This is a genomic window from Pseudomonas sp. YY-1 (assembly GCF_002843095.1).
In the GTDB taxonomy this organism is placed as follows: domain Bacteria; phylum Pseudomonadota; class Gammaproteobacteria; order Pseudomonadales; family Pseudomonadaceae; genus Aquipseudomonas; species Aquipseudomonas sediminis_A.
The window spans coordinates 47,259-73,749 of sequence record NZ_PJLX01000021.1 but is presented as its reverse complement, the minus strand read 5'-3'; the positions used below and the strand labels follow the sequence as shown (position 1 = coordinate 73,749).

Below are 26,491 nucleotides of genomic sequence, written 5' to 3'. Positions count from 1 at the left end.
GGGATATGCAACAGTTAACTCAGACATAGCCTTTACTTTTGGCCGCTCCAGCAGCGAACGAACTTGAAAAGCAGCAATCATTAGTTTTCGTTCAAAGAGAACATGCTGCTTTTCAGACCACCGTTGATACTTACGTTTCTTGCAGAGCCAGGCGAGATCATTTCTAAGCTCTGCGCGCCAGTAACTGGATTCGATCATTTTTAGCGCCTAACTATTAATTAGACGACATTCATGTCGCATTTCCACACGACACCTGTCGCATAACCTTCCTTGTCGTCCTGTAAGTCCTTGTCTGGCCTGAAGATGCTCGCTGCAAACGCGACAGCACTCAGGAGGAAAAGCGACATGGAGAACGGCAAGCCTATCGCCTCTGGCGCATTGCCAGCAGGCTTGGGTCAGAACCTAGTGCATATCCGTCTGCTCTGTCCATCCACGAAGCCCGATGCACAGGCAGCCATGCTGCCTTATCCCTCTTGCGCGCGATACGCCCCTGGCGTGAGCCCTGTCCATTTCTTGAACGCGCGGTGAAAGGCCGAGGGTTCGGAGAAACCGAGTTGTTCGGCGATATCCTGAATCGCCAGTTCGTCGCGGCCCAGGTGGTAGATGGCCAGGTCGCGGCGCAGGTGGTCCTTGAGTTCCTGAAAGCTGGTGCCTTCTTCGCGCAGGTGGCGGCGCAGGGTCTGCGGGCTGCTGTGCAATTGCTGGGCGACCTGTTCCAGGTCCGGCCAGGTGCGGCAGTCGCGGCCGAGCAGGCGACGAATCTGGCTGATCAGGCTTTCGCCGCCGTCCGGGCGGGCCAGCAGGTCGGCGGGGGAGTGCTCCAAGAATTGCTTGAGCGTGCGTTCGTCCTGTAGCAGCGGCATCGCCAGGTAGCGGGCGTGGAACAGCAGGCTGGTGGCGCCGGCGCAAAAGCGTCGGGTGCAGGGGAACAGCAGTTCGTACTCGGCGCTGTGCTGTGGCTCCGGATAGGTGAAGGTGGCTTCTTCCAGGCGGATGCGCTGGCCGATCAGCCAACTGCCGAGGCGATGCCAGATCACCAGCAGGCTTTCCACCAGAAAATGATCCGGGTCCCACAGGGTGCTGTCGTCCACGCTCAGCCGCGCCCAGTCGCCTTCGCGTTGCAGGCTGATGCCCGGTGCGTCGGGAAACAGGCCGTAGAACATCGCGCCACGGCTCAGGGCTTTTTCCAGGCTGCGGCAGTGGATGATGGCGTGACCCATCATGGCGAATGTGCCGCGTTTGCTCGGCTGGCAGCCGAAACCCAGGTACTCGTCGTCCAGCGCTTCCCACAGCAGTTGCATCAGTCGGGCGAACTGTTCAGGGGCAATGCGTGCACGCGGCTCGACCAGCACGGCGCTCTGGATGCCGGCCTGACGCAGTATCAGGTCGCAGGCCAGGCCTTGGCGATCGGCACCGCGCAGGGCGGCGCGGACGAAGTGGCTGGCGATGGTGCGTTCGCGCATGCTGGGTTTCCGATAGCGAGGGTGGTCGATGGTAGGCAACTGCTCGTGACCAGAGCAAGCCAGCCGAGCGAATGGGTCAACCGAGGCTGAGCGCATGGGTCATTGAGGCGTAGCGGGGCGGCACTTAACCTCGGTGCCATAACAACAGCGGAGGATCCGCCTCATGCAACGTAACCATTTCGACACCGAGCACAAGCTGTTCCGCGATGCCTTCGCGGCGTTTCTGGACAAAGAGGTGGTGCCCCATCAGGAGGCCTGGGAGGAGGCTGGTGTGGTGGACCGTAGCGTGTGGCGCAAGGCCGGCGAGATGGGTTTTCTGCTGCCCTGGGCGGATGAGGAGTACGGCGGCGCGGGGCTCAAGGATTTTCGCTACGAGCAGATCATGTGCGAGGAGCTGGCGCGCATCAACGAGCCCGGTTTCATGATCCCGCTGCACTCGGCGCTGTGCGGCCCCTATATCGCCGAGTACGGCACTGTCGAGCAGAAGGCGCGCTTGCTGCCGGGCATCATCAGCGGCGAGACCATCCTCGCCGTGGCGATGACCGAGCCTTCGGCCGGCTCCGATCTGGCCGGCATGCGCACCACTGCGGTGGACAAGGGCGAGCACTGGCTGCTCAACGGTTCCAAGGTGTTCATCTCCAACGGCTACCTCGCTGACGTGGTGATCGTCGCGGCCAAGACCGACCCGGCCAACAAGCACGCCATGGGCCTGTTCCTGGTCGAACGCGGCATGCCCGGTTTCGAGCGTGGCAAGAAGCTGAAGAAGCTCGGCATGCACAGCCAGGACACCGCCGAGCTGTTCTTCAACGACGTCAAGGTGCCCAAGGAAAACCTGTTGGGCGATGCCAAGGGCGGCTTCTTCTACCTGATGAACATGCTCGCTCAGGAGCGCCTGACCAATGCCTGTGGCGCGGTGGCTGGCGCCGAGGCGGCGCTGCAGACCACCATCGAGTACGTCAAGGAACGCCAGGCCTTTGGCCGCCCCGTCGCGCATTTCCAGAACACCCGCTTCAAGCTGGCCGAGATGCGCACCCAGATCGACGTGGCCCAGGTGTTCACCGACCGCTGCGTGATGGATCACAACCAGAAGAAGCTCAGTGCAGAAGTCGCCGCAGAGGCCAAACTGTTCACCACCGAGCTGCTGGGCAAGGTGGTCGACGAGGGCGTGCAGCTGCATGGCGGCTGGGGCTACATGTGGGAATACCCGATCTGCAAGATGTACGCGAACGCGCGCATTCAGCGCATCTTCGCCGGTACCTCGGAAATCATGAAGGAAATCATCAGCCGCGGTATGAAGCTGTAGCGGCCGTTCGACGGAGAGTGGATATGAATCTTGCGATTGACGCATGGGCTCAGCCCGCCGGTGGCCAACTGCGCGAGCGCATGCCGGAGGTGGCGCGGCTGTTCGAGAAGTCCGGCAGTGCGCACCTGCTGGATGTGCGACTCGGCCCCGAGGAGACCATCGCACAGATGGACGAGGCGGGCGTTGACAAGCTGATGCTGGCCGCCTGGTGCCGCCCCGAGGGATGGGTGTTCAGCAACGATGAGATCGCCGAGTTTACCCGGGCCTTTCCCGAGCGCTTCGTCGGCGTGGCCACGGTCGATCTGAGCAAGCCGATGGCCGCCGTGCGCGAGCTGGAGCGGGCCGTGCACGAGCTGGGCTGCAAGGCACTGCGCATCGTGCCCTGGCTGTGGAAGTTGCCGCCGAACGACCGGCGCTACTACCCGCTGTACGTGAAGTGCATCGAGTTGGACATTCCCTTTTGCACTCAGGTTGGCCATACCGGCCCGCTGCTGCCGTCGGAAACCGGGCGACCGGTACCCTATCTGGACGAGGTGGCGTTGGACTTCCCGGAACTGCGGATCGTCGCCGGGCATATTGGCCATCCCTGGACGGACGAGATGATCGGCGTGGCCTGGAAGCACGATAACGTCTTCATCGATACCTCGGCCTATCTGCCTCGCTATTACCCGGCGCAGCTGCTGCAGTACATGCAGAGCTACGGCGCGCACAAGGTGCTGTTCGGCAGCAACTTCCCCCAACTGTCCCTGAGCCGCTGCATGGCCCAGGTCAAGGAACTCGGTCTGGCCGCCGAGGTGGAGGCACAATTTCTGTACGGTAACGCCCGCCGGGTGTTCGGCCTCTAATGTCCGGCTGATCGATACACCCCCGGCGCCATGCCGGGATCTGCCGCTGGCCCCGCACAACAACCGACAACAGGTGCGCCGCGATGACCGAACCATTGCAACTGCCGCTGCAACGCTTCAACCACTGGCTGGATCGGCAAGCCGATGCCGTCTGGCTGCGTCAGCCGGTCAATGGCGTGTGGCATGACTTCACCTGGCGCCAGGTCGACGAGCAGGCGCGCCGCCTGGCCAGCGCGCTGCTGGCGCTGGGCTGCGTGCCGGGCGAGCGCGTTGCGCTGCTGGCGAAGAACTGCGCCGAATGGTTTATCAGCGACCTGGCGATCCAGCACGCCGGGCTGGTCAGCGTGCCGCTGTATCCGCTGCAGGCGCCGGAACAGATCGCCTATGTGCTGGAGCACGCGGGCTGCAAGGTAATCCTGGTTGGCAAGCTGGATGAGCCGGACAAGCTGGCCACCGGTATCGCGGCGCATATCACCCGCATCGCCATGCCTTATCCGACCATGCCCGCCGAGCATCAATGGCAGGCCTTGCTGGCGGCGCATGAGCCGCTGTTCGGCGGGCATCTGCAACGCGGCGAGGATCTGCTGTCGATCCTCTATACCTCCGGCACCACCGGGCAGCCCAAGGGCGTGATGCTCTCGGCCCACGCCATGGCGTTCTCTGCGGCCAACGCCACGGCGGAGCTGAACATGACGCCGCAGGATCAGTTCTTCTCCTACCTGCCGCTGTCGCATGCCGCCGAGCGCTTCCTGGTCGAATTCAACAGCCTCTACTGCGGCGCACCGGTGGCCTTCGTCGAGTCGCTGGAGACCTTCGCCAGCGACCTGCGCCAGGTGCGTCCCACCGTGTTCTTCTCGGTGCCACGGTTGTGGACGCGCTTTCAGCAGGGTGTGCTGGAGAAGTTGCCGGCGCACAAGCTCGAGCGCCTGCTGCGCATTCCGCTGCTGGGGCGGCTGGTGGCGCGCAAGGTGCGGGCGGGGTTGGGGCTGGATCGTGCGCGCATTCTGGTGTCCGGTGCGGCGGCGATTTCCACCGGGCTGCTGGAGTGGTACCGGCGTCTGGGTATGACCATCTGCGAGGGCTACGGCATGACCGAGCACTTCGCCTACGGTTGTTTCAATCGCCCCGGGCAGGTGCGCTTCGGTACCGTGGGCAGGCCGATGCCGCATCTGCAGGTGCGCATCGACGCCAGCGGCGAGATCCTGCTGCGCAGCGAGACGCTGATGCAGGGTTATTACCGTGAGCCGGAGAAGACCGCCGAGACGCTCAAGGATGGCTGGTTGCACACCGGTGACCGCGGCCAGCTGGACGAGGCGGGCTACCTGCGTATCACCGGGCGGGTCAAGGACATCTTCAAGACCAGCAAGGGCAAATACGTCGCGCCAGCGCCCATCGAGGGCGAGATCGCCAAGAGTCATTGGGTCGAGCAGGTGTGCCTGATGGGCAGCAATCTCGATCAACCACTGGCGCTGATCGAGCTCTCGCCAGCCGCCCGCCAGCAACCGCGCGAGTTGCTCGGCCAGTCACTTGCCGAGCATCTGCATGCAGTCAATCAACGGTTGGAGGCGCACGAACGTGTCAGCCATTTCTACCTGGTCAGCGAGGCCTGGACGGTGGATAACGGCAGCATGACGCCGACCATGAAAATTCGCCGCAACGTCCTGGAAGTGCGTTATGCCAAGGCGCTGGCCAGCCTGTCTAGTGATGAGGTCGTCGTCTGGGAGCGTTAATTCGTAGCCCGGATGCAATCCGGGAAGTGCAATCCCGGATTGCATCCGGGCTACGTCAAACAAGCAAATCGGGAGTCACCATGTCCGGCCCACTGTCTTCGCTGAAAATTCTCGACTTCTCCACTCTGCTGCCGGGTCCTTTTGCCTCGTTGCTGCTAGCCGATATGGGCGCCGAGGTGCTGCGGGTGGAGTCGCCCACGCGCATGGATCTGGTACGCGTGCTACCGCCGCACGACGGCGGAACCTCCACCAGTCACGCCTACCTCAACCGCAACAAGCGTAGCATCGCCCTGGACCTTAAGCGGCCAGAGGCCGTTGAGGTGGTCAAGCAACTGGTTGGCGAGTACGACATCGTGCTCGAGCAGTTCCGCCCCGGCGTGATGGACAAGCTGGGTGTCGGCTACGAGGCGCTCAAGGCGATCAACCCGCGGCTGATCTACGTGTCGATCACCGGCTACGGCCAGAGCGGGCCGTACCGTGACCGTGCCGGGCATGACATCAACTACCTGGCCTTAGCCGGCATCGCCAGCTATACAGGGCGCCGCGACAGTGGCCCGTTACCGCTTGGCGTGCAGTTGGCCGACCTGGCAGGTGGCTCGCTGCATGGCGTGATCGGCCTGCTCGCGGCCGTGGTGCAGCGCCAGGTTACCGGCCTGGGGCAGCAGGTCGACGTGAGCATGACCGACTGCGCGTTCAGCCTGCACGGCATGGCAGGGGCTGGCTACCTGGGTGCCGGCGTCGAGCCTGACATGGAAAACCAGGCGCTCAATGGCGGCAGCTTTTACGACTACTACCGTACCCGCGACGGTCGTTGGTTCTCCGTTGGCAGCCTGGAGCCGCAGTTCATGCAGCAGTTCTGCGTTGCCATCGGCCGCCCCGAGTTAGCGGCGCGTGGTCTGTCGCAAAAGCCCGAGGACCAGCGCTCGCTCAAGCGCGAGATCGAGATCGAGTTCGAGAAGCGCGATTTCGCGCAATGGTGCGCGGTATTCGCCGAGCTGGATGCTTGCGTCGAGCCGATGCTGCCGCTGTCCGAAGCGGTGCAGCATCCGCAGATCAGGGCGCGCGAACTGGTCGTCGAGGTGCCGCGCGAAGGCTTGCCGGCGCAGGCGCAACTGGCCTGTCCACTGAAGTTCTCCGAAGGGTTACCACCGCCAAGGCATGTCGGTGCGGCAGTTGGCGCGCATACCGCCGAGGTGCTGGCTGAGCTGGGCTACGACGCCGAACAGATCGAGGCGTTGAGGAGTGCTAGGGCGCTGGGTTGAGTCGAACGGCTCACTGTCTGGCAATGTCGCTGCGCACAGCGCACCCTGCGGGGCTTCGATACTGGCGTAGGGTGCGCCGCGCGCACCAAGGGGCTATGAGAGTTTCCCCATCACTCTTGGCGCTGCTCGCCACTGAAGGTCAGCGTCACCTTGCAGCGCCGGCAGTAGTAGCGGCGGCCTTTGGCGACCAGAGCGTGACGCTGGGCGGAGAAGGGAAACTCACCGTCCGCGCAGCTACAGCGATAGATGAAGCGACTGACCTTGCGCCGTTCGACTTCATAGCTGTGGCAGCGGTGTGGTGGCAGTTCGTAGACGCCGCGCATGATCAACTGCCACTCCTCACCATGCGGCTGGATGCGCGGGCCGAATAGCTGGTGGGCGACCATGTGAGCGACTTCGTGAGGCACGGTCTGGCGCAGGAAATCCTCATGGTTGGCGCGGTACAGCTGCAGGTTGAAACGCAGCTTGTTTTCCGTGAGGTGTGCGACGCCAGCCTTCTGCCCACGCAGCTTGAAGCTGATCTCGGGGCGGGCAAAGCGTTGCTTGAAGAAGGTTTCGGCCTGCTGATAGCAGGCTTCGACGCGGGCTTGAATCTGTTCGGGCATGGACAGGCGCTGGTGCAGGCTGAGCGTCAATTATGCCGCAAGCCGGCAACCAGCGCAGGTATCACTCGTTTACTGGTGCCTGCATGCGCTGTTCCTGCGTGCCGCGGCTCTGATCCTGCTGCACCGTGCGCTGATACTCCGGCTCCAGGGTGTAGGTCCAGAACAGGATCATGCTCACCAGAATGGTGACGATCACCAGCAGCCCCACGCCAATCATCGAGGAGGCGTAGAGGAAACCCTGTTGATTGTCGATGCGCATGAAGCGTGGCAGCCCGACATAAATCAGGTAGGCGGCATGGGCGCAGGCAAGTAGCAGGACGCTGATTGCCAGCCAGCGCATGGGGTAGAGCGCGGCGATCCCGGCGAGAAAGAAGGGCGTGCAGGCATAGGCGATGAAGCCGATGCACTGGTTGAAGGTGGGCCTGGCCTCGAAGGTACGCGACATGTAGCGCAGGAAGTAGCCCATGATGAAGACACCGACCAGCGCCGCCAGATACAGCAACACGCTCAACTGCAGTGCGCTTGCGAACTCCAGGCGGATACGTTCGTCGTCTACCAGGCTCCAGCCGACCCAATGGGTGCCGATGAACAGGCAAACTGCTGGTAGCAGGCTAAAAAGCAACAGGTAGGGCAGGTAGCTGGCGCTGTTGCATTCCTCGTCCTGGCGAATGGCCGTCCAGGCGCGGTCCGGGCGGGTGAGAAGGGTGTAGAGGTTCGCATACATGGTGTGACCATCCGCTTGGCTGCCTTTAAGTGTCCGGCAGCCGTTGCAGCGTAGGGTTCAACCCAAATTTTCTGGTGCATGACAACGAAAAGGCCGCCCGAGGGCGGCCTGTGGGTTTGTCGCTATTGGCTGTCAGCTGGTGTAGACCGGGCCGACGCCCATGCCCCAGAGAATGACCGAGCTGGCGATCATCGCTACCAGCACGACCAGACCGACCGCCAGTACAGAGCTGGAGAACATGAAGCCTTCATCTTCAGGAATGTTCATGAACGTCGGTATGCCGACATAGAGCAGATAAACCGTGTAGCAGATCGCGACCGTGCCCACGACCATGCCCAACCACAGATGCGGATAGAGTGCTGCGAGACCTCCGATGAACAGTGGGGTGGCGGTGTAAGCCGCGAATACGATGCACTGGGTCAGGCTGGGATTGGCGTCGTAGGTGCGTGCCATCCAGTGGATGAATGCGCCCATCACGGCTACCCCGGCGAGCATCGCCAGATAGGACATGATGGTCATCACCATCGCACTGCCTTCGGTAAGCATTACTGGTGCTCGGTCACCAATCGCCCAGCCAACCTGGGTAGTGCCGATGTAGGCTGAAATAGCGGGAATTGCTGCAAGAATCAGCACATGGGTCAGGTACATGTGGCTGATTGATTCTTCCTCGCCACGGATTTCTTGCCATTCTTGATCGGGATGGGTGAAGAGCCCCCAAACGTGGTGGATCATGCCAGACACCTCCTTTTCTTATGACGGTCGCCCCCCAGCGAACGCCCGGGACGCGTGTACAGCGCCACCGGGTGTCAGGCCAAATCTATGCGACCTTATGTCGCAGTATAGGCAGGGCCTGGAGCAGGCGTGGTGTCTGGCTTTAGAGCAAATCGCTCTCTAGAAGTCAGTGGTAATAGCGCTCAAGAATTTCCATGGCCAGGTTTATCGACTGCAACCGCTCTGTGCTGCCGCCTCGGTCCGGATGATGCTCGCTGACCATTTGTCGGTAGCGCAGCTTGATTCGTGGCAGGTCGAGTGTCCGTTCATTGGCCAGTTCGAACAACTCGAGTGCAGCCTGCTTCTCTTCGCCGCCCTGCATGCGCGTCCAGAAGCTGGTCAGCAGGCGCTCGACGTCGCGTTCGTCGGTGCCCTGGAGGTTGCTCATGTCCAGATAGTAGTCACGCAGGGCGTCGCGTTCACTGAGCGCCGCACTGCCTGACTGATAGGGCAGCAGACGTATACACAGCGGGCTGATCTGCAGCAGGTGACTCTTTTTCTGCCATAGCTGCTCGCGCAGTCGATAAAGCGCGTTGAACAGCAGGAAATGAGTACGAAACAGCACCAGCTTGTCGGCCAGAGGCAGATTAGGGACATGACCGCTGTGGCGATCTTTCAGTTGCTGGATCAGGGTGTATTCGGCAATGCCGTCCGGTGCTGCCTGCAGCAGTTGCAGTACCTGCTCGGCGAGGTCCAGATCGGGGTCGAGGTCGTCGTTCATCGGCCGAGCCTAGCATTTAGTTGTCGCTGGGGTGGGGGCGTGGCGCCTTTGTGCGTAAAATGTCGCGCTTTCGTTCCCACCCCCTCGGATTTCGACGCACCATGGGCACCCTTTCGGTCAACCAGAACAAACTGCAGAAGCGCATTCGCCGCCTGGCCGGCGAAGCCATCACCGACTTCAACATGATCGAGGATGGCGACAAAGTGATGGTCTGCCTGTCCGGCGGCAAGGACAGCTACACCATGCTCGACGTGTTGCTGTATCTGCAGAAGGTGGCGCCGATCAAGTTCGAGATCGTCGCGGTAAACATGGATCAGAAGCAGCCCGGCTTCCCCGAGCACGTGTTGCCGGCCTATCTGGAATCCGTCGGCGTGCCGTACCACATCATCGAGAAGGACACCTACTCGGTGGTCAAGGAGAAGATCCCCGAGGGCAAGACCACCTGCTCGCTGTGCTCGCGTCTGCGTCGTGGCACCCTGTACACCTATGCCGATGAGATCGGCGCGACCAAGATGGCGCTGGGGCACCACCGCGACGACATTCTGGAAACCTTCTTCCTTAACATGTTCTACGGCGGCACGCTCAAGGCCATGCCGCCCAAGCTGCTGTCCGACGATGGCCGCAACGTGGTGATCCGCCCGCTGGCCTACTGCGCCGAGGCCGATATCGAGGCCTACAGCCAGCTCAAGGAATTCCCCATCATCCCGTGCAACCTCTGTGGCTCGCAGGAGAACCTGCAGCGCCAGGTGGTCAAGGAGATGCTGCAGGATTGGGAGCGCAAGAGCCCGGGCCGCGTCGAGATCATGTTCCGCGCCCTGCAGAATGTGCACCCCTCCCAGCTGGCCGACCGTAACCTGTTCGACTTCAAGAGCCTGAAGATCGACGACAGCGCCACACCGCGCTTTCTCGATGTGATGAGCCTGTAAGCCATCGCGGCTGAAGCCCCTCCCACAAGTGACTCGAACCTGTGGGAGGGGCTTTAGCCGCGACGCTTGCCAGGCTGCAAAGGCCTGGAGTATGGTTCGGCCATCGCTTTGGAGAATTCCATGTCCGCCAGCCTCAACCTCCTGTCCATGCTGCAAGCCGGTGCCTCGCGCGCCGCGTTGGCTCGTGCGCAGTCGCTTGTGGCTGCGGCGTATTACTTCTTTGGGTATTGGTTTAGCCACAGGCGCGCCTGATACCCCACAGGCGGCCTGAGACACCAGGGTCGCCACCAGAGACGTTTTCCAGAAAACCCCCGGTCGGCAACCCGACCGGGGGTTTTGTTTTTTCCGGCCGAAAAACGGCCACAGATCGAGGACTCACAGATGAACCGTTACTACCGCAACTACCGCTACGACTGGCGATTTAGCAGCGTCACCACCGCCCTGACACCTTTGCCACGAACACTCAGTTAGCGCCGCCGCGGCATCGACCGCGCCAGCCAAGGAACCGCCAGATCATGAACAGCTCCGCTCAACTCGCCTCCTCCGTCACCACCACCGCCCGCCGCAGCGCCCAGCCGCTGCCCAGCCCCGCCGTACTGCGTCAACGCCTGCCGCTACCCGCCGCACTTGCCGAACGTATTGCCGCTGACCGTGACGCCATTCGCGCCGTGCTCGATGGCCGCGACTCGCGCCTGCTGGTGGTGGTCGGCCCCTGTTCCCTGCATGACCGTAGCAGCGCCCTCGAATATGCCGAGCGCCTGGCCGAGCTGGCGCCGCAGGTCGATGATCAACTACTGATGGTGATGCGCGCCTACGTGGAAAAACCGCGCACCACCGTCGGTTGGAAAGGGCTGTTGTACGATCCGCATCTGGATGGCAGTGGTGATATGGCCGAGGGTTTGCGACAGTCCCGGCAGTTGATGCTGGATATCCTCGCTCGCGGCTTGCCGCTGGCCACCGAGCTGCTGCAGCCGATGGCCGCCGGCTACTTCGACGACCTGCTCGGCTGGGCAGCGGTTGGTGCCCGTACCAGCGAGTCGCAGGTGCATCGCGAGATGGTCAGCGGCCTGGATTTGCCGGTGGGCTTCAAGAACGGCACCGACGGCAGTGTCGGCATCGCCTGCGACGCCATGCGCTCGGCGGCGCACCCGCATCAGCACTTCGGCATCGATGACCTCGGCCATCCGGCCCTGCTGCATACCGCGGGCAACCCCGACACCCATCTGGTACTGCGCGGCGGCCACGGCGCACCGAACCATGATGCCGTCAGCGTCGCCGCTGCGCGGCAGGCACTTGAGCGCCAGGGCATCGCGCCGCGCATTCTGGTCGATTGCAGTCACGCCAACAGCGGCAAGGATCCGTTGCGTCAACCGGCGGTGCTGGAAAGCGTGATCGATCAGCGCCTGGCTGGCGATGACAGCCTGCGCGGGGTGATGCTGGAGAGCCACCTGTTCGACGGCTGCCAGACGCTTGCCGGCGAGCTGCGTTACGGCGTATCGATCACCGATGGTTGCCTGGGCTGGAGCGGTACCGAGGCTGCGTTGCGCCAGGCTGCCGAACGTTTGCGTGGGTAGGGCGGGTGCAAGCCGCTGGTTCGAGATTGGCGGGTTTCACCCGCCCTACGTGAGCGTCATCGCTGTGGGACTTGAGTGTTCAACGCGCTGCGTGCAGGCTCTGTCATCCGTTTCATGAAGGATTTGATTCATGCGTGATTACAAGTGGCTGCACGAGTTTTGCCTCAATCGCTTCGGCTCGGCGAAGGCACTGGAGGCCATGCTGCCGCAGCCGCGTAGCGATGCCGAACTGCGGGCGCTGAGTGATGACCGTTATCTGTCGCTGATCAGCCTGCGCATCTTCCGCGCAGGCCTCAAACACAGTCTGGTGGACGCCAAATGGCCGGCCTTCGAGCAGGTGTTCTTTGGCTTCGATCCGGAGAAGGTGGTGCTGATGGGCGCCGAACGCCTGGAGAACCTGATGCAGGATGCGCGGCTGATCCGCCACCTGGGCAAGCTGAAAAGTGTGCCGCGCAACGCCCAGTTCATCCTCGATGTGCGTCGTGAGAAGGGTAGCTTTGGTGCACTGATCGCTGACTGGCCGGTGACCGACATCGTCGGTCTGTGGAAATACCTGGCCAAGCATGGCAGTCAGCTTGGTGGTCTGTCAGCGCCGCGTTTTCTGCGCATGGTGGGCAAGGACACCTTCATCCCCACCGATGACATGGTCGCCGCGCTGAAAGCGCAGGACGTGATCGACAAGGCGCCGACCAGCTTGAAAGACCTGGCCGCGGTGCAGGCGGCGTTCAACCAGTGGCAGGCCGAAAGCGGCCGACCGCTGTGTCAGCTATCGGTGATGCTGGCGCATACGGTCAATCACTGAGCGATTGCTGCAACGCCTCCAGCCATTCCTTGGGCACGTCACGCTTCATCGCCAGTTGGCATTGCTGGCTGTCAGGGTCGAAGACGATCACTGCTTCGCCCTTGTCCAGGGCGCGACGCACGCGTTGCACGCGGGTTTCCAGCGGGGTTTCATCGCCATTGTCGGTCCCGTCACGGGTGACGAAGTCTTCGATCAGGGCGGTGAGGGTGTCGGCTTGCAGCAGGTCAGCGGGGATCAGCACAGCGAGTGACTCCAGTTATTGGAGCCCATGATAGAGCCACAGGGCTCCATGCTGCGAGCTTCCTCAGTGCATCGTGCCGGGCCGCTTGAGGTGATGCTCCAGCGTGCTGTAGAGCAGGGCGCTATCCAGCGGTTTGCCGAGGAAATCATCCATACCAGCGTCCAGACCGTGCTGACGGTGCTCGTCGAGGATATGCGCGGTCAGTGCGATGATGGGGACGGCAGCGAGTTGCCGGTCGCGTTCGAACCGGCGGATCTGCCGTGTGGCTTCGAAGCCGTCCATCACCGGCATCTCGCAATCCATCAGGATCAAATGCACGGCTGCCGGGTCGCGAGCGTATTCGTCCACCGCCGCCTGGCCGTCGACTACCAGGCGCACACTGTAGCCACGTTTCTTCAAAAAGCCCTGAACCACCAGCTGGTTCACCGGGTTGTCCTCTGCCACGAGAATGCAGGGGGCTTCGCTGTTGTCGCTGCGTATTTCTCTGACCAACTGATGTACCTGTGCTCTGGGTTCTTCATACAGCCCGTTCAAGGCCTGGCGCAGCGCGTTGATCGCCACGGGTTGGGCCAGGTGTTGCAGGCGCAGACCATGGCTCGCCGGCAGATGTTGGCAGGCCTCGGGCGGGCAAACCAGCAGCACGCGCTGTTGCGCCTGCAGCTTGGGCCGGAGCGAGTCGAGCCAGTGGTTGACGCCTCCTGGCCAGGGCGCCATCAGTACCAGCAACGGCGGCGCAGCGAAATCCTCCAGATAGTCCTGCAAGCGCTCTGGCGTCTGGCAGCGCTCGGTGCGCATGCCCCAGCGCCCGAGCAGACGGCTCATTGCATCCAGGCCCAGGCCGTCGAGAGAGGCGAGCAGGGCGGTGCGGCCGGCCAGCAGGCGGTTGAGCTCGTCGGTTGTTTCCTGTTCGGCCAGTAGCGGCATGTCGAAGGCGAAGCGGGTGCCCTGGCCCAGGGTGCTCCGCACTTCGATTCTACCGCCCATCATCTCCACCAGCTCCTTGCTGATGGCCAGGCCCAGACCACTGCCGCCATAACGGCGGGTAGTGCTGGAGTCGCCCTGAGCGAAAGATTCGAACAACTGCGCCAGCGCCTGCTCACTGATACCAATGCCACTGTCGCTGACGGCGAACACCAGATGCGGCCGGCCATGGCTGTCGCTGCGGCGGCTGACGCTGACGGCCACATGGCCTTCGGCAGTGAACTTGAGAGCGTTGCTGAGCAGGTTCATCAACACCTGTTTGAGCCGCGTCGGATCACCCTGAATACGCCGGGGTACGCCGTTTTCCAGGCTGACATAGAGGCGCAGGCGTTTGTCCAGCGCCTGGCCGGTGAACAGGCTGAGCGTCTCGGAAATCATGTCTTCCAGGTCGAACTCGATCTGCTCCAGGCTGAGCTTGCCGGACTCGATGCGCGCGTAGTCGAGGATGTCGTTGATCACCGCCATCAACGAGCTGCCGGAGCTGGAAATGGTGTCGACGTAGAAGCGCTGGCTGCGATCCAGCGGTGTTTCGCGCAGCAGTTGCAACATGCCCAGCACGCCGTTGAGCGGCGTGCGAATTTCGTGGCTCATCTTGGCCAGGAAGCGACTCTTGGCCTGGTTCTCGAAGGCGGCTTGCTCGGCCGCACGGCGCGACTGGAAGCCTTCCTCCTTGAGCAGGTTGATGCGGTCGGCAAGGCCGATGGACAGGGTGATCAGCTCGATGGTCACGCCGATCTTTACCGCCGTGGCGCCGAACACGCCGAACACTTCCAGGCCCAGCGAACCGGTGGTGGCCTGGATGAACGCGAACAGCAGGATGGCCCAGGCCAGGGTGTAGTAGGAGCCATAACGTACGCCACGACGCCACACGTAGATGCCGGTCAGCAGCAGGATCAGCGACACCAGGGAGACGGTGACGCTGGCCAGGATGTTCCAGGCAGCGAAGCCGATCAGCGGTATCGACAGCAGGCAGCCGACGCAGACCAACATCAGCAGGCGCAGGCCGGTATCCAGACGCGGGAAATACTGACGTGCATGCAGGAAATGACGGCTGAACTGGATGGCCGTGAGGCAGTGCGCGTACATCAGGATGTAGATGCTGACCGACTGAAAGGCCACGTGCTCGGGCAGCAGCTTGAACAGCATGCCGTCGAAGCACGCCGCGAGCAGGCCGACGTTGAGGTTGTAGGCCAGGTACCAGAGGTAGGCCGATTCACGCAGCGACAGGTAGAGGAACAGGTTGTAGCAGAACATGGCGAACAGCACGCCGTAGAACGCGCCGTTGAAGCCCATCAGGTTTTCCTGCGCGGCTGCGCTGGCACCGTAGGTGGCGAAGAATAGCGGCACGAACACCGTGCTGGTGGTCTCCACGCGGATCAGCAGAGTGCTGACACCGGGCTCCAGCTGCATGGGAAACCAGAAATTGCGGACCTGCACCGGCCGCTGGGAGAAGGCGAAAGTGTCGCCGCTTTCCTGTTCCAGGCGGTTGCCCTCCGGATCGATCAGGTGCACCTGCAGATGATCGAGCAACGGATAGTTGACTTCGAGATAGCCGCCCAGCTCATGGTTCAGGGCGTTGACCAGGCGAACCTTGAACCACCACACCGATGCGTTCTTGCCGAGGTTGGCATGTTCACCGCCCAGGGCCTTGAAGGCGTCATCATCCAGCGCCTGCACCTGCTCGATGCTCAGGGTGCCGTTTATGTCTTCGTAATAACCGGTGTAAGGGCCCAGGGATAGGCGCAGGTCGTCGCTGTCGAGCGACGCAGGCGTAAGCGCCCAACTGGGGCAGGCGAGCCAGAGCAACAGCAAGGCCAGAAAGACGCGAGGCATCCGTGAACCTCAGAAGGCCAGGAAATGGCCGGGGTGTCATGTTCAACGTCGCTTGGCGACGGCCCTAAGGTTGGCCACTGACTGCAGGCCAGAAAAAGGGGAGCTGATGCTCCCCTGTCGTTCTGTGTGTCACTTTGCCTTTATGCGCTCAAGCCTTCAAGCGTCCCGATCATGTTGGCCAACCAGGCTGTCCACCGGCGGCACTCGGGTATCGCTTTCCATCTGCGCGTCATGCTCCAGTTGGTGGCTGAAGCGCTCGAGCGAGCCCTGTGCCGGTTGCGCATCACTGGCGAACACCGGCGGGCTCATCATGTAGGCGGTGAGCAGGCGGCTGAGGGCCTTGAGGCTGTCGATATGGGTGCGTTCATAGCCGTGAGTCGCGTCGCAGCCGAAGGCCAACAGCGCCGTGCGGATGTCATGGCCGGCGGTGACTGCCGATTGCGCGTCGCTGTGGTAGTAGCGGAACAGGTCGCGGCGTACCGGTACGTCCTGTTCGGCTGCCAGGCGCAGCAACTGACGTGACAGGTGATAGTCGTAGGGGCCGCCGGAGTCCTGCATGGCCACGCTGACGGCGTGCTCGCTGGACTGCTGGCCTGGCGCGACCGGAGCGATGTCGATGCCGACGAACTCGCTGACATCCCAGGGCAGGGCGGCAGCAGCGCCGGAGCCGACCTCTTCAGTGATGGTGAACAGCGGATGGCAGTCGATCATCGGTTGCAGGCCGTGATCACGAATCGCCTTGAGTGACGCCAGCAGGGCGGCGACGCCGGCCTTGTCGTCGAGGTGACGGGCGCTGATATGGCCGCTCTCGGAAAACTCCGGCAGCGGATCGAAGGCGACGAAATCACCCACGCAAACGCCCAAGGAATCGCAATCAGCGCGGGTGGCGCAGTAGGCGTCCAGGCGCAGTTCGACGTGATCCCAGCTTACCGGCATGGTGTCGACGGCGGTGTTGAAGGCGTGCCCCGAGGCCATCAGCGGCAGCACGCTGCCGCGAATCACGCCGTTGTCGGTGAACAGGCTGACACGGCTGCCCTCGGCGAAGCGGCTTGACCAGCAGCCTACCGGCGCCAGGCCCAGGCGGCCGTTGTCCTTGATCTCGCGGACGATGGCGCCAATGGTGTCCAAGTGCACGGACACGGCGCGGTCGAACCGCTCGTACTCGCTCTGGCGCCCGCGCAGGGTGGCGCGAATGGTGCCGCGGCGGGTCAGCTCGAAGGGGATTTCCAGCTCTTCGAGCCGTTCGGCGACGTAGCGCACGATGGTGTCGGTGAAACCGGTGGGGCTGGGAATGGCAAGCATCTCCAGCAGCACCTTCTGCATGTAGTCGAGATCGGGTTCGGGTAGTTGTTGCATGCAAGCTCCTCGGCATTCGGGTTTCCCCTCTCCCTGTGCGGGAGAGGGCCGGGGGAGAGTGGTCAGCTCGATACTTGGCTGAGCGGGAACAGCAGGTCGACGAAGCGCTCGGCGGTCGGCTGTGGCTCATGGTTGGCCAGGCCAGCGCGCTCGTTGGCTTCGATGAATACGTATTCCGGCTGATCAGCGGCGGGCACCAGCAGGTCGAGGCCAACCACGGGGATTTCCAGGGCGCGCGCGGCCTTGATGGCAGCGTCGCGCAGGGTCGGATGGAGGATTGCGGTGACGTCTTCCAGAGTCCCGCCGGTATGCAGGTTGGCAGTCTTGCGCACGGCCAGGCGCTCGCCGGCGGGCAGCACACTGTCGTAGTCGAGGCCGGCGCCATGCAGGGTGCGCAGGGTTTCGGCGTCCTTGGGGATGCGGCTTTCGCCACCGGTGGCGGCCTGGCGGCGACGGCTTTGCGCATCGATCAGCTCGCCGATGCTGTGGCGGCCATCGCCAATGATTTCGGCTGGGCGGCGGATGGCTGCGGCCACCACCTCGTAGCCGATGACCAGTACGCGCAGGTCGTGACCTTCGTGATAACTCTCCAGCAGTACGCGCTGATCGAACACGCGGGCGCGTTCGATGGCTTCCTGCACCTCGCCCGGTGTACGCAGATCCACAGCCACGCCCTGGCCTTGTTCGCCATCGACTGGTTTGACCACGACCGAGCCATGTTCAGCGAGAAAAGTGGCATTGTCCTCGGCGCTGGCGGCCAGGCGCTGGGCCGGCACGCTAAGGTCAGCGCGCGACAGGGCACGGTGGGTCAGACGCTTGTCCTGGCACAGGGTCATGCTCACGGCACTGGTCAGGTCGCACAGCGATTCGCGGCAGCGGATGCGTCGGCCACCGTGACTGAGGGTGAACAGCCCGGCCTCGGCGTCATCCACCTGCACTTCGATGCCGCGGCGCAGCGCCTCGTCGACGATGATCCGCGCGTAGGGGTTGAGCTCGGCCTGTGGGCCGGGGCCGAGGAACAGCGGCTGGTTGATGCCGTTCTTGCGCTTGAGGCTGAAGGTCTGCAGCTCGCGGAAGCCGAGCTTGGCGTAGAGCTTCTTGGCCTGCTTGTTATCGTGCAGCACCGACAGGTCGAGGTAGCTCAGGCCACGGCTCATGCCGTGCTCGATCAGGTGACGCACCAGTACTTCGCCGACACCGGGTCGGCTGCATTGCGGGTCGACCGCCAGGCACCACAGGCTGCTGCCGTTCTCCGGGTCACGGAAAGCGCGCTGGTGGTTGAGGCCCATGACACTGCCGATCACCGCGCCGCTGTCTTCGTCCTCGGCCAGCCAGTAGGTCGGGCCGCCCTCGGTGTAAGGCGTGAGCTTGGCCGGGTCGATCGGCAGCATGCCGCGGGTCTGGTACAGGCAGTTGATGGCCTGCCAGTCGGCATCGTTCTGCGCCCGGCGAATACGAAAACCACGGAAGCTGCGACGCGCCGGGCGGTAGTCGGTGAACCACAGGCGCAGCGTGTCGGATGGGTCGAGAAACAGTTGCTGCGGTGCATGCGCCAGCACCTGATGCGGGGCGGCTACGTAGAGGGCGATGTCACGTTCACCGGGCTGTTCGTCCAGCAGGGATTCGGCCAGGACAGTGGCGTCGGGGTAGGTATGGCCGATCAGCAGGCGGCCCCAGCCGCAATGAATGGCTTGTGGCTGGCTGGGCTGGCTGCTGTGATCCTCGGCCAGGCGGGCCTGCAGACGCTCGTAGGATGGTGTCTGGCCTCGCAGCAGGCGTTGGTTGAAGGCAGTGGAGCGCATGGAATAATCCCTGTCCGTGTTCACTACGTCCGGTCTTGGCCGGATCGTCATTGAGTCGCGACACATCCCGGCTTTGCCGGGCTATGACCATTGATCCTGCAGGAGCGGCCCGAGGGCCGCTCCATGTGAGTTACAGACCCTGTTCGCTCAACCACAGATTGAGCGCTGCCAGTTGCCATAGCTTGGACCCGCGCAGCGGCGTGAGCTGGCTCTGCGGGTTGGTCAGCAACTGGTCGAGCATGGTCGGGTTGAACAGGCCGCGATCCTGGCTTGGGTCGAGCAGCAGGTCGCGCACCCAACCGAGGGTGGCGCCCTCCAGATGCTTGAGTCCTGGCACGGGGAAGTAGCCTTTGGGCCGGTCGATCACCTCACTGGGGATGACCTTGCGCGCGGCTTCCTTGAGCACGTACTTGCCGCCCTCCGGCAGCTTGAACTGCGCGGGAATGCGCGCCGACAGCTCGGCCACGCGATAGTCGAGGAACGGCGTGCGCGCTTCCAGGCCCCAGGCCATGGTCATGTTATCCACCCGTTTGACCGGGTCGTCGACCAGCATCACCGTGCTGTCCAGGCGCAGGGCCTTGTCCACTGCAGCATCGGCGCCGGGCATGGCGAAGTGCTCGCGAACGAACTCGCCAGCCATGTCGCCGGTCAGCCAGGCGGGCTGCACGCAGGCCGCGTATTCGTCGTGCTCGCGGTCGAAGAAAGCGGCGCGGTAGGCGGCGAAAGCATCCTTGGCGCCATCGACCTGCGGATACCAGTGGTAGCCGGCGAACAGTTCGTCGGCGCCTTGGCCACTCTGTACCACCTTGCAGTGCTTGGCGACTTCGCGCGAGAGCAGATAGAAGGCGATGCAGTCATGGCTGACCATCGGCTCGCTCATGGCGCGGAAGGCTTGCGGCAGCTGCTCGAGAATCTCGTGCTCGCCAATGCGCAATTGATGATGGCGGGTGCCGAAATGCTGGGCGATCAGGTCCGAATACTGGAATTCGTCGCCACGTTCGCCGCCGGCATCCTGGAAGCCGATGGAGAAGGTCAGCAGGTTCTCCACACCAGCTTCGCGCAGCAGGCCGACCAGCATGCTCGAATCGACGCCACCGGAGAGCAGCACGCCGACGTCGACCGCCGCGCGCTGACGAATCTCCACCGCTTCGCGCATGGTCTGCAGTGTGCGGTCGCGCCATTCTTCAAAGCCGAAGTTCGCTTCCTCGCCTTGCGGGCCGAACTGCAGCGTCCACCAGGTGTGTTGCTCGACCTTGCCGTCGGCATCGACACGCATCCAGGTGGCTGGCGGCAGTTTCTCCACGCCCGCCAGGATGGTGCGCGGCGCGGGCACCACGGCATGGAAGTTCAAATAGTGGTTGAGGGCGACGGCATCCAGCGTCTTGGCGATGTCGCCACCTTGCAGCAGGGCTGGCAGCGACGAGGCGAAGCGCAGGCGCTCACCAGTGCGCGACAGATACAGCGGTTTGACGCCGAGGCGGTCGCGGGCGATGAACAGGTTCTGCTTGTCACGCTCCCAGACGGCGAAGGCGAACATGCCATTGAGCTTGGGCAGCAGTTTTTCGCCCCAGGCGTGATAGCCCTTGAGCAGCACCTCGGTGTCACCGCCGGAGAAGAAGTGATAGCCCAGCGCTTCCAGCTCGGCACGCAGCTCGGGGTAGTTATAGATGGCGCCGTTGAACACCATGGACAGGCCGAGATCGCTGTCGATCATCGGCTGGCCCGAGGCTTCGGCCAGATCCATGATCTTCAGCCGGCGATGGCCCAGGGCGATGGGACCCTGACTATGAAAGCCATGGGCGTCGGGTCCGCGAGGGGCCAGGTGGTGGGTGATGCGTTCGACTGCCGCCAGGTCCGCGGGGCGTCGATCAAAACGAAGTTCTCCAGCTATTCCGCACATAGTTCCTTACCGGTGTTGCCGTTGGGGAGTGGCTCGTGGTCGAGCCTTTTACACCAAAACAAAATAATGCTTTCATGTCAAAGTTTTGGTTGTCATTAATTGGTGCTTATGAGCGATAAAAAAGTTCCTGTTGAAATAGATTTGTCATCTGTCATGGCCTTCGAGATGCCCCTGTTTCAGGCGCTGCGGCGCTTGCAGCAGGCGGGGGAGGTGCACGCCAAGCGTCTGGCTCGCTTTGGCGGGCTGACGCCCATGCAGTTGATGGTGCTGCAGGTGCTGGCCAGCGAGACGCGGATGACCGCCAGCGTGCTCAGCAGCCGCGTTAGCCTGACCGCTGCGACGCTGTCCGGCATGCTCGATCGCTTGGAAGAGCGTGGTCTGTTGCAGCGCCAGCGCGATGATCAGGATCGCCGGCGCCAGTGGCTGTTGATCAGCGATGCGGGCCGTGAGCTGATCCAGCAAGCACCTTCGTTGATGCCACCGGAATTCAACCAGCGTTTTGCCGCGCTGGCCGATTGGGAGCGTCACAGCCTTACGGCCGCGCTGCTGCGCGCCGCCGAACTGTGCGGAGAGATGGAATGAGGTGGGCGATGAATCTGCCTTTTTCAGAAAAAATTCAAGCAGGGTGTTGACTTAGCATCGCCGCCTGCATAAAGTGCGCGCCTCGCTAAGGCACATNGACTTAGCATCGCCGCCTGCATAAAGTGCGCGCCTCGCTAAGGCACATGGGTGATTAGCTCAGCCGGGAGAGCATCTGCCTTACAAGCAGAGGGTCGGCGGTTCGATCCCGTCATCACCCACCATAGCCTTAGAGAGAAGGACGAAAGTCCACCGACGCGCAGCGGTAGTTCAGTCGGTTAGAATACCGGCCTGTCACGCCGGGGGTCGCGGGTTCGAGTCCCGTCCGCTGCGCCATTATTTCCCAGATCGGCACCTTGTCGATTTGAGATGGCAAAGCCCGCAAGGGCGCCATCAGATGCAACAGAGTTCCATGAGTTCTTTGGACGCAAGTCCAACCGACACGCAGCGGTAGTTCAGTCGGTTAGAATACCGGCCTGTCACGCCGGGGGTCGCGGGTTCGAGTCCCGTCCGCTGCGCCATATACGAAACCCGTCGATCGCAAGATCGACGGGTTTTTTATTGCCTGTGATCCGGGGTAATCAATCGCCCTGCGGTTTTTCGTCATCTTGTCTTCACACTGGCAACGTAGCTTGCTAACGAAAGATGAAATGCCCCAGGAGAATGCCCGATGGATGACTATCAGGAAGAACTGCTCGAGCGCGACGTCCTCAGTCAAGACATGCCCGATGTGGACGACGACGCCACCGAACTCTGAGCTTCGCCGCTGGCCCTGCGCTGTGTGCGGCGGTAGTCGCCGGGTGTTTGCCCGAGCCAGCGCTTGAAGGCGCGCTGGAAGGCTTCGGCCGAGGCGAAGCCGAGCAGGTAGGCGATCTCGCCAAAGGCCAGCTCGGTGTCACGGATATAGGCCGTGGCCAGGTCGCGGCGGGTGTCGTTGAGGATGGCGCGAAATTGCGTGCCTTCCTCGGCCAGCTTGCGCCGCAACGTCCAGCTCGGCAGGTGCAGGCTGCGCGCCACTTCCTGCAGATCCGGCTCATGGCCGTGCAGCAAGGGCCCCAGCAGCTGGATGACCTGTTCGCGCAGGCTACGCGTGCGGGTCAGCTGATCGAGCTCTCGTTCACACAGCTCCAGCAGGTGCCGCCAGGTGCCTGGGTAATGCTGTGGATTGCGCAGGGCCAGGGTTTCGCTGCTCAGGCGCAGGCGGTTGGCGCCGCTGGCGAATTCCACCGGGCAGCCGAACAGGGGCTCGTAACGCTCGCTGTAGTCGGGTGGCGGAAATTCGATTTCAACCTTGTCCGCGATGATGGGGCGGTCGACCACCTGGCTCAGGTTGCTCTGCCAGCCGGCCAGCACCGAATCCACCACGAAGCGGTTGTAGGCGTTGTAGGGGCTGATCGAATAGAAATGCAGCCAGGCGCCGCGGGCATCCTCGCTGAAGCCCGAACGGCCGCGATAGTTGGCGGCGTACAGCGGCTCGAAGCGGGTCAGGGTGCGTGCCGCTTCGCGCAGATCAGGCGCTTGCGCGGCGCAGATACCAGCCAGGCCAACCTGGCTCAGGCGGCTGTGACGGCCCATGTCCAGGCCCAGGGCGGGGTTGTTGCACAGGGCAATGGCGCTATGGCCAAGGCGCATGAAACGCGGGATCGACAGGCGCGCGCGCGGCTCGCCCAGGCGTGCTGAATCCAGACCGAACTGTTCGAGCAGCGGCTCGGGGCGCTGGCCCTGTTCGCGCAGTGCGTCGGCCAATGCCTGGGTGAAGCCGACGGAGAGATCGCCGAGGCGAACGCGTGATGCCTTCATAACCATAGATTGATCAGTTGCGCGCCATGCTCGCTGGCGCCGCGTTCGCTGCGTCCGGCATCGAAGGCGAGCGCCTGGGACTGACCGCTACGCTCCCACAATCGGCCGCGCAGATGGACTTTCAGCCCGGCGCGAATGCCATGGGTCTGCAGTTGATCACCAAACTCGGCGTCGTCCGCCTGGCTGTCCAGATCGCTGGGCATTGCCAAGAGCTCGATGGTTTCGTCGCCAGCCGTCGTTGCCTGGCGCAACTGCTGCATGTCACCGCCGAGTAGCACGCCGAGGCGGCCGGCCGGGGTCTCCAACACTTGCACGGCGCCGGTTGTTTCGGTCGTCAGCGCGCCTGCACTGAAGGCGTGGCGTTGTGGCTGGCCGAGCGGGTTGCCGGCCCGGTCGAAGACCAGGCTGACGTTGTACAGCGGCCCGCGGCCGATCTCGAGACGGCCCTGTTCTATATGAGGCTCGGGCAGAACGATGGAACCCGCCACCAGGGTGATCTGGTAATCGCGAGCCAGATCGCCAAACAGTTGCTGATAGTCACGCGCCATGCTCTTGGCCTTGGTTCGCAGCATGGCATCGTCCAGGCGCGCGTCGTCTGCGGCGCCCAGTAGCGCGCCGAGAAAATCCAGCGGGTTGGTTACCGCCAGCCAGTGCATGGCCTGGCGGCGCTCGGTGGCACGATAGAGTTCTTCTTTCTCGCCAACGGCGAGCAGCCAGGTGCCGATATGTTCCGGCAGCACGACGACGGTACGCGCGTTGAGCATGCCCTGGTCACGGGCGTGATCGAGGTAGGCGTTCAGTTTCAGGCGCAGACGGGCGAGGCTCTGGTAGTCCGCTGGGAACAGCTCCGGCTGGATGCCCAGCAGATTACCGCGCGGGCCGGGCTCGCCGATATCCAGCGCGACCTGGCTGCGCAGGTCGGACAGGTAGTGGGTGCTGGGACGCTGCTCGATCCACTGGGCGTAGCTGCCAAGGCCGGCCAGCAGTGCGAACGCGAGCAGAAGGGTGATCAGTAGGCGCATTTCGGGATGTTCGGCTTCGTTGCGGTGCAGGTTAGGTCGGTCGAGCCGTGCTGCCAAGGTGAATTGCTACTTTTGATCATTATCTTGTTAGTTTTGATCATTGAGCATGGTTGGCAGCCTCTTTATCGTCTGGCTCCATAACCGACCGCGTGACCATGAGACCGCGGCAATCCGTGAACTGCACCGCGATGTGGAGAATTCCATGACTGCTCGTTACCCGCACCTGCTGGCCCCGCTCGACCTTGGCTTCACCACGCTGAGCAACCGTACACTGATGGGCTCCATGCACACTGGTCTGGAAGAGAAGCCGGGCGGCTTCGAGCGCATGGCGGCCTATTTCGCCGAGCGCGCCCGTGGCGGTGTCGGCCTGATGGTCACCGGTGGCATCGGCCCGAACGAGGAGGGCGGCGTGTATTCCGGGGCGGCCAAGCTGAGCACGCCGGAAGAAGCCGAGAAGCACAAGGTCGTTACCCAGGCTGTGCATGAGGCCGGCGGCAAGATCTGCATGCAGATCCTCCACGCCGGGCGTTATGCCTACAGCCCCAAATCCGTGGCGCCGAGCGCCATCCAGGCACCGATCAACCCGTTCAAGCCGCGCGAACTGGACGAAGAGGGCATCGAGAAGCAGATCGCCGACTTCGTCAATTGCGCTGCGCTGGCACAGCAGGCCGGATACGACGGTGTCGAGGTGATGGGTTCGGAAGGCTACTTCATTAACCAGTTCCTAGTTGCCCACACCAACCACCGTACCGACCGCTGGGGCGGCAGCTACGAAAACCGCATGCGCCTGCCGGTGGAAATCGTCCGTCGCGTGCGCGAGGCGGTTGGGCCGAACTTCATAATCATCTATCGCCTGTCGATGCTCGATCTGGTCGAGGGCGGCAGCACCTGGGACGAGATCGTGCTGTTGGCCAAGGCTATCGAGCAGGCTGGTGCCACTATCATCAACACCGGTATCGGCTGGCACGAAGCGCGTATCCCGACCATCGCCACCAAGGTGCCGCGCGCGGCCTTCACCAAGGTCACCGCCAAGCTCAAGGGTGAGGTGTCGATCCCGTTGATCACCACCAACCGCATCAACACCCCGGAAGTGGCCGAGCAAGTGCTGGCCGAGGGCGATGCCGACATGGTGTCGATGGCGCGCCCGTTCCTCGCCGACCCGGACTTCGTCAACAAGGCCGCCGAAGGCCGCGCGGACGAGATCAACACTTGCATCGGCTGCAACCAGGCCTGCCTGGACCACACCTTCGGCGGCAAGCTGACCAGCTGCCTGGTCAATCCACGCGCCTGCCATGAGACCGAGCTGAACTACATCCCCACCACCACGGTGAAGAAGATTGCCGTGGTCGGTGCCGGCCCGGCTGGCCTGGCCGCGTCCACCGTCGCCGCCGAACGTGGCCACAGCGTGACCCTGTTCGATTCGGCCAGCGAGATCGGCGGCCAGTTCAACGTGGCCAAGCGCGTGCCGGGCAAGGAAGAGTTCTATGAAACCCTGCGCTACTTCAAGCGCAAGCTGGAAACCACCGGTGTCGATGTGCGCCTGAATACCCGCGTGGCGGTGGACGATCTGGTCAGTGGCGGCTTCGACGAAATCATCCTGGCCACCGGTATCGCGCCGCGCACGCCGGATATTCCGGGGATCGAGCATGCCAAGGTGATCAGCTACCTGGACGCGATTCTCGAGCGCAAGCCGGTCGGGCAGAAGGTCGCTGTGATCGGCGCCGGCGGTATTGGCTTCGACGTGTCCGAATTCATCACCCATCAGGGCAAGGCCACCAGCCTCGATCGCGACGAGTTCTGGAAGGAATGGGGTATCGATACCACGCTCGAGGCCCGTGGAGGCGTGGCGGGTGTCGAGGCGCATCCGCACCCGGCGGCGCGTCAGGTATTCCTGCTGCAGCGCAAGAAATCCAAGGTCGGCGACGGCCTGGGCAAGACTACCGGCTGGATTCATCGCACCGGCCTGAAGAACAAGAACGTGCAGATGCTCAACAGCGTCGAGTACGTGCAGATCGACGATGCCGGTTTGCATATCCGCATCGCTGGTGGTGAGGAGCAGGTGTTGCCGGTCGATACCGTGATCGTCTGCGCCGGCCAGGACCCGCTGCGTGAGCTGCAGGACGGTCTGGAGAGCGCTGGCCAGCGCGTGCACCTGGTCGGTGGCGCGGATGTCGCCGCCGAGCTCGACGCCAAGCGGGCGATCAACCAGGGCTCGCGTCTGGCTGCTGAGCTGTAATGGCGACGCCCCGCC

The 26,491-nt window shown here is 63.1% G+C and carries 22 protein-coding genes and 3 tRNA genes; 12 read left to right on the top strand and 13 right to left on the bottom strand.

Going from position 1 to position 26,491, the window contains the following annotated elements; translation table 11 throughout:
• A partial coding sequence (locus CXP40_RS23870; protein ID WP_218239112.1) for a hypothetical protein occupies positions 1-198 on the bottom strand: 198 nt, incomplete at its 3' end.
• Between the two features lie 266 nt (positions 199-464).
• Positions 465-1,463, bottom strand: a complete 999-nt coding sequence (locus CXP40_RS22590; protein ID WP_106735553.1) for an AraC family transcriptional regulator — start codon at positions 1,461-1,463, stop codon at positions 465-467.
• Between the two features lie 163 nt (positions 1,464-1,626).
• Between CXP40_RS22590 and CXP40_RS22585 the strand changes: the two genes are divergently transcribed.
• From CXP40_RS22585 to CXP40_RS22570, 4 genes are all read left to right on the top strand, one after another.
• A complete protein-coding gene (locus CXP40_RS22585) occupies positions 1,627-2,766 on the top strand; it encodes an acyl-CoA dehydrogenase family protein (protein ID WP_106735552.1) in 1,140 nt (379 codons plus the stop codon).
• A gap of 23 nt (positions 2,767-2,789) precedes the next feature.
• On the top strand, positions 2,790-3,611 hold the full coding sequence (locus CXP40_RS22580) for an amidohydrolase family protein (RefSeq protein WP_021489758.1): 822 nt from the start codon (positions 2,790-2,792) through the stop codon (positions 3,609-3,611).
• An 83-nt stretch (positions 3,612-3,694) separates the two neighbouring features.
• Positions 3,695-5,341: an AMP-binding protein gene (locus CXP40_RS22575; protein ID WP_106735551.1), complete on the top strand. Its 1,647-nt coding sequence runs from the start codon at positions 3,695-3,697 to the stop codon at positions 5,339-5,341.
• 80 nt (positions 5,342-5,421) lie between these two features.
• Positions 5,422-6,603 carry a CaiB/BaiF CoA-transferase family protein gene (locus CXP40_RS22570; RefSeq protein ID WP_106735550.1) on the top strand — a complete coding sequence of 394 codons (1,182 nt, stop codon included), beginning with the start codon at positions 5,422-5,424 and terminating at the stop codon, positions 6,601-6,603.
• A 110-nt stretch (positions 6,604-6,713) separates the two neighbouring features.
• On the opposite strand, the gene CXP40_RS22565 is transcribed toward CXP40_RS22570, so the two are convergent.
• The 4 genes from CXP40_RS22565 to CXP40_RS22550 all read right to left on the bottom strand — a co-directional run bounded on the left by CXP40_RS22565 (position 6,714) and on the right by CXP40_RS22550 (position 9,424).
• A complete protein-coding gene (locus CXP40_RS22565) occupies positions 6,714-7,208 on the bottom strand; it encodes a SprT family zinc-dependent metalloprotease (protein WP_106735555.1) in 495 nt (164 codons plus the stop codon).
• 61 nt (positions 7,209-7,269) lie between these two features.
• Positions 7,270-7,932 carry a Yip1 family protein gene (locus CXP40_RS22560; RefSeq protein WP_106735549.1) on the bottom strand — a complete coding sequence of 221 codons (663 nt, stop codon included), beginning with the start codon at positions 7,930-7,932 and terminating at the stop codon, positions 7,270-7,272.
• A gap of 132 nt (positions 7,933-8,064) precedes the next feature.
• A complete protein-coding gene (locus tag CXP40_RS22555) occupies positions 8,065-8,664 on the bottom strand; it encodes a Yip1 family protein (protein WP_099523316.1) in 600 nt (199 codons plus the stop codon).
• Positions 8,665-8,830: 166 nt separating this feature from the next.
• Positions 8,831-9,424, bottom strand: a complete 594-nt coding sequence (locus CXP40_RS22550) for a DNA-J related domain-containing protein (RefSeq protein WP_106735548.1) — start codon at positions 9,422-9,424, stop codon at positions 8,831-8,833.
• 101 nt (positions 9,425-9,525) lie between these two features.
• On the opposite strand from CXP40_RS22550, the gene ttcA reads away from it, so the two are divergent.
• From ttcA to CXP40_RS22535, 3 genes are all read left to right on the top strand, one after another.
• On the top strand, positions 9,526-10,350 hold the full coding sequence (ttcA, locus tag CXP40_RS22545) for a tRNA 2-thiocytidine(32) synthetase TtcA (protein WP_106735547.1): 825 nt from the start codon (positions 9,526-9,528) through the stop codon (positions 10,348-10,350).
• Between the two features lie 515 nt (positions 10,351-10,865).
• On the top strand, positions 10,866-11,924 hold the full coding sequence (locus CXP40_RS22540) for a 3-deoxy-7-phosphoheptulonate synthase (protein WP_106735546.1): 1,059 nt from the start codon (positions 10,866-10,868) through the stop codon (positions 11,922-11,924).
• A 130-nt stretch (positions 11,925-12,054) separates the two neighbouring features.
• Positions 12,055-12,726 carry a DNA-3-methyladenine glycosylase I gene (locus CXP40_RS22535; RefSeq protein WP_106735545.1) on the top strand — a complete coding sequence of 224 codons (672 nt, stop codon included), beginning with the start codon at positions 12,055-12,057 and terminating at the stop codon, positions 12,724-12,726.
• On the opposite strand, the gene CXP40_RS22530 is transcribed toward CXP40_RS22535, so the two are convergent.
• From CXP40_RS22530 to CXP40_RS22510, 5 genes are all read right to left on the bottom strand, one after another.
• Positions 12,716-12,967 (bottom strand): YheU family protein, encoded by a 252-nt coding sequence (locus CXP40_RS22530; RefSeq protein ID WP_037000031.1) that lies wholly within the window; start codon positions 12,965-12,967, stop codon positions 12,716-12,718. The two genes, CXP40_RS22535 and CXP40_RS22530, sit on opposite strands and share 11 nt — an antisense overlap.
• 63 nt (positions 12,968-13,030) lie before the next feature.
• Entirely contained in the window at positions 13,031-15,781 is a 2,751-nt protein-coding gene (locus CXP40_RS22525; protein WP_106735544.1) for a hybrid sensor histidine kinase/response regulator, read from the bottom strand.
• A 156-nt stretch (positions 15,782-15,937) separates the two neighbouring features.
• A complete protein-coding gene (locus tag CXP40_RS22520; protein ID WP_106735543.1) occupies positions 15,938-17,137 on the bottom strand; it encodes an osmoprotectant NAGGN system M42 family peptidase in 1,200 nt (399 codons plus the stop codon).
• A 62-nt stretch (positions 17,138-17,199) separates the two neighbouring features.
• Positions 17,200-18,939 (bottom strand): N-acetylglutaminylglutamine synthetase, encoded by a 1,740-nt coding sequence (ngg, locus tag CXP40_RS22515; RefSeq protein WP_106735542.1) that lies wholly within the window; start codon positions 18,937-18,939, stop codon positions 17,200-17,202.
• 130 nt (positions 18,940-19,069) lie between these two features.
• Positions 19,070-20,839, bottom strand: coding sequence for an N-acetylglutaminylglutamine amidotransferase (locus CXP40_RS22510; protein ID WP_106735541.1), 1,770 nt, complete (start codon positions 20,837-20,839; stop codon positions 19,070-19,072).
• A 108-nt stretch (positions 20,840-20,947) separates the two neighbouring features.
• Between CXP40_RS22510 and CXP40_RS22505 the strand changes: the two genes are divergently transcribed.
• From CXP40_RS22505 to CXP40_RS22490, 4 genes are all read left to right on the top strand, one after another.
• Complete coding sequence (locus CXP40_RS22505) at positions 20,948-21,421, top strand: MarR family winged helix-turn-helix transcriptional regulator (protein WP_106735540.1); 474 nt, start codon at positions 20,948-20,950, stop codon at positions 21,419-21,421.
• Positions 21,422-21,566: 145 nt separating this feature from the next.
• Positions 21,567-21,642, top strand: a tRNA-Val gene (locus CXP40_RS22500).
• Positions 21,643-21,677: 35 nt separating this feature from the next.
• A tRNA-Asp gene (locus tag CXP40_RS22495) sits at positions 21,678-21,754 on the top strand.
• Between the two features lie 108 nt (positions 21,755-21,862).
• A tRNA-Asp gene (locus tag CXP40_RS22490) sits at positions 21,863-21,939 on the top strand.
• A 193-nt stretch (positions 21,940-22,132) separates the two neighbouring features.
• On the opposite strand, the gene CXP40_RS22485 is transcribed toward CXP40_RS22490, so the two are convergent.
• Both CXP40_RS22485 and CXP40_RS22480 read right to left on the bottom strand, forming a co-directional pair.
• Complete coding sequence (locus tag CXP40_RS22485) at positions 22,133-23,218, bottom strand: AraC family transcriptional regulator (protein ID WP_177429709.1); 1,086 nt, start codon at positions 23,216-23,218, stop codon at positions 22,133-22,135.
• Positions 23,215-24,240, bottom strand: coding sequence for a carbon-nitrogen hydrolase family protein (locus CXP40_RS22480; protein ID WP_106735538.1), 1,026 nt, complete (start codon positions 24,238-24,240; stop codon positions 23,215-23,217). The genes CXP40_RS22485 and CXP40_RS22480 overlap by 4 nt, the downstream gene beginning before the upstream one ends.
• 202 nt (positions 24,241-24,442) lie before the next feature.
• On the opposite strand from CXP40_RS22480, the gene CXP40_RS22475 reads away from it, so the two are divergent.
• Positions 24,443-26,476, top strand: coding sequence for an FAD-dependent oxidoreductase (locus CXP40_RS22475; RefSeq protein ID WP_106735554.1), 2,034 nt, complete (start codon positions 24,443-24,445; stop codon positions 26,474-26,476).
• The last annotated feature ends 15 nt before the right edge of the window (positions 26,477-26,491 follow it).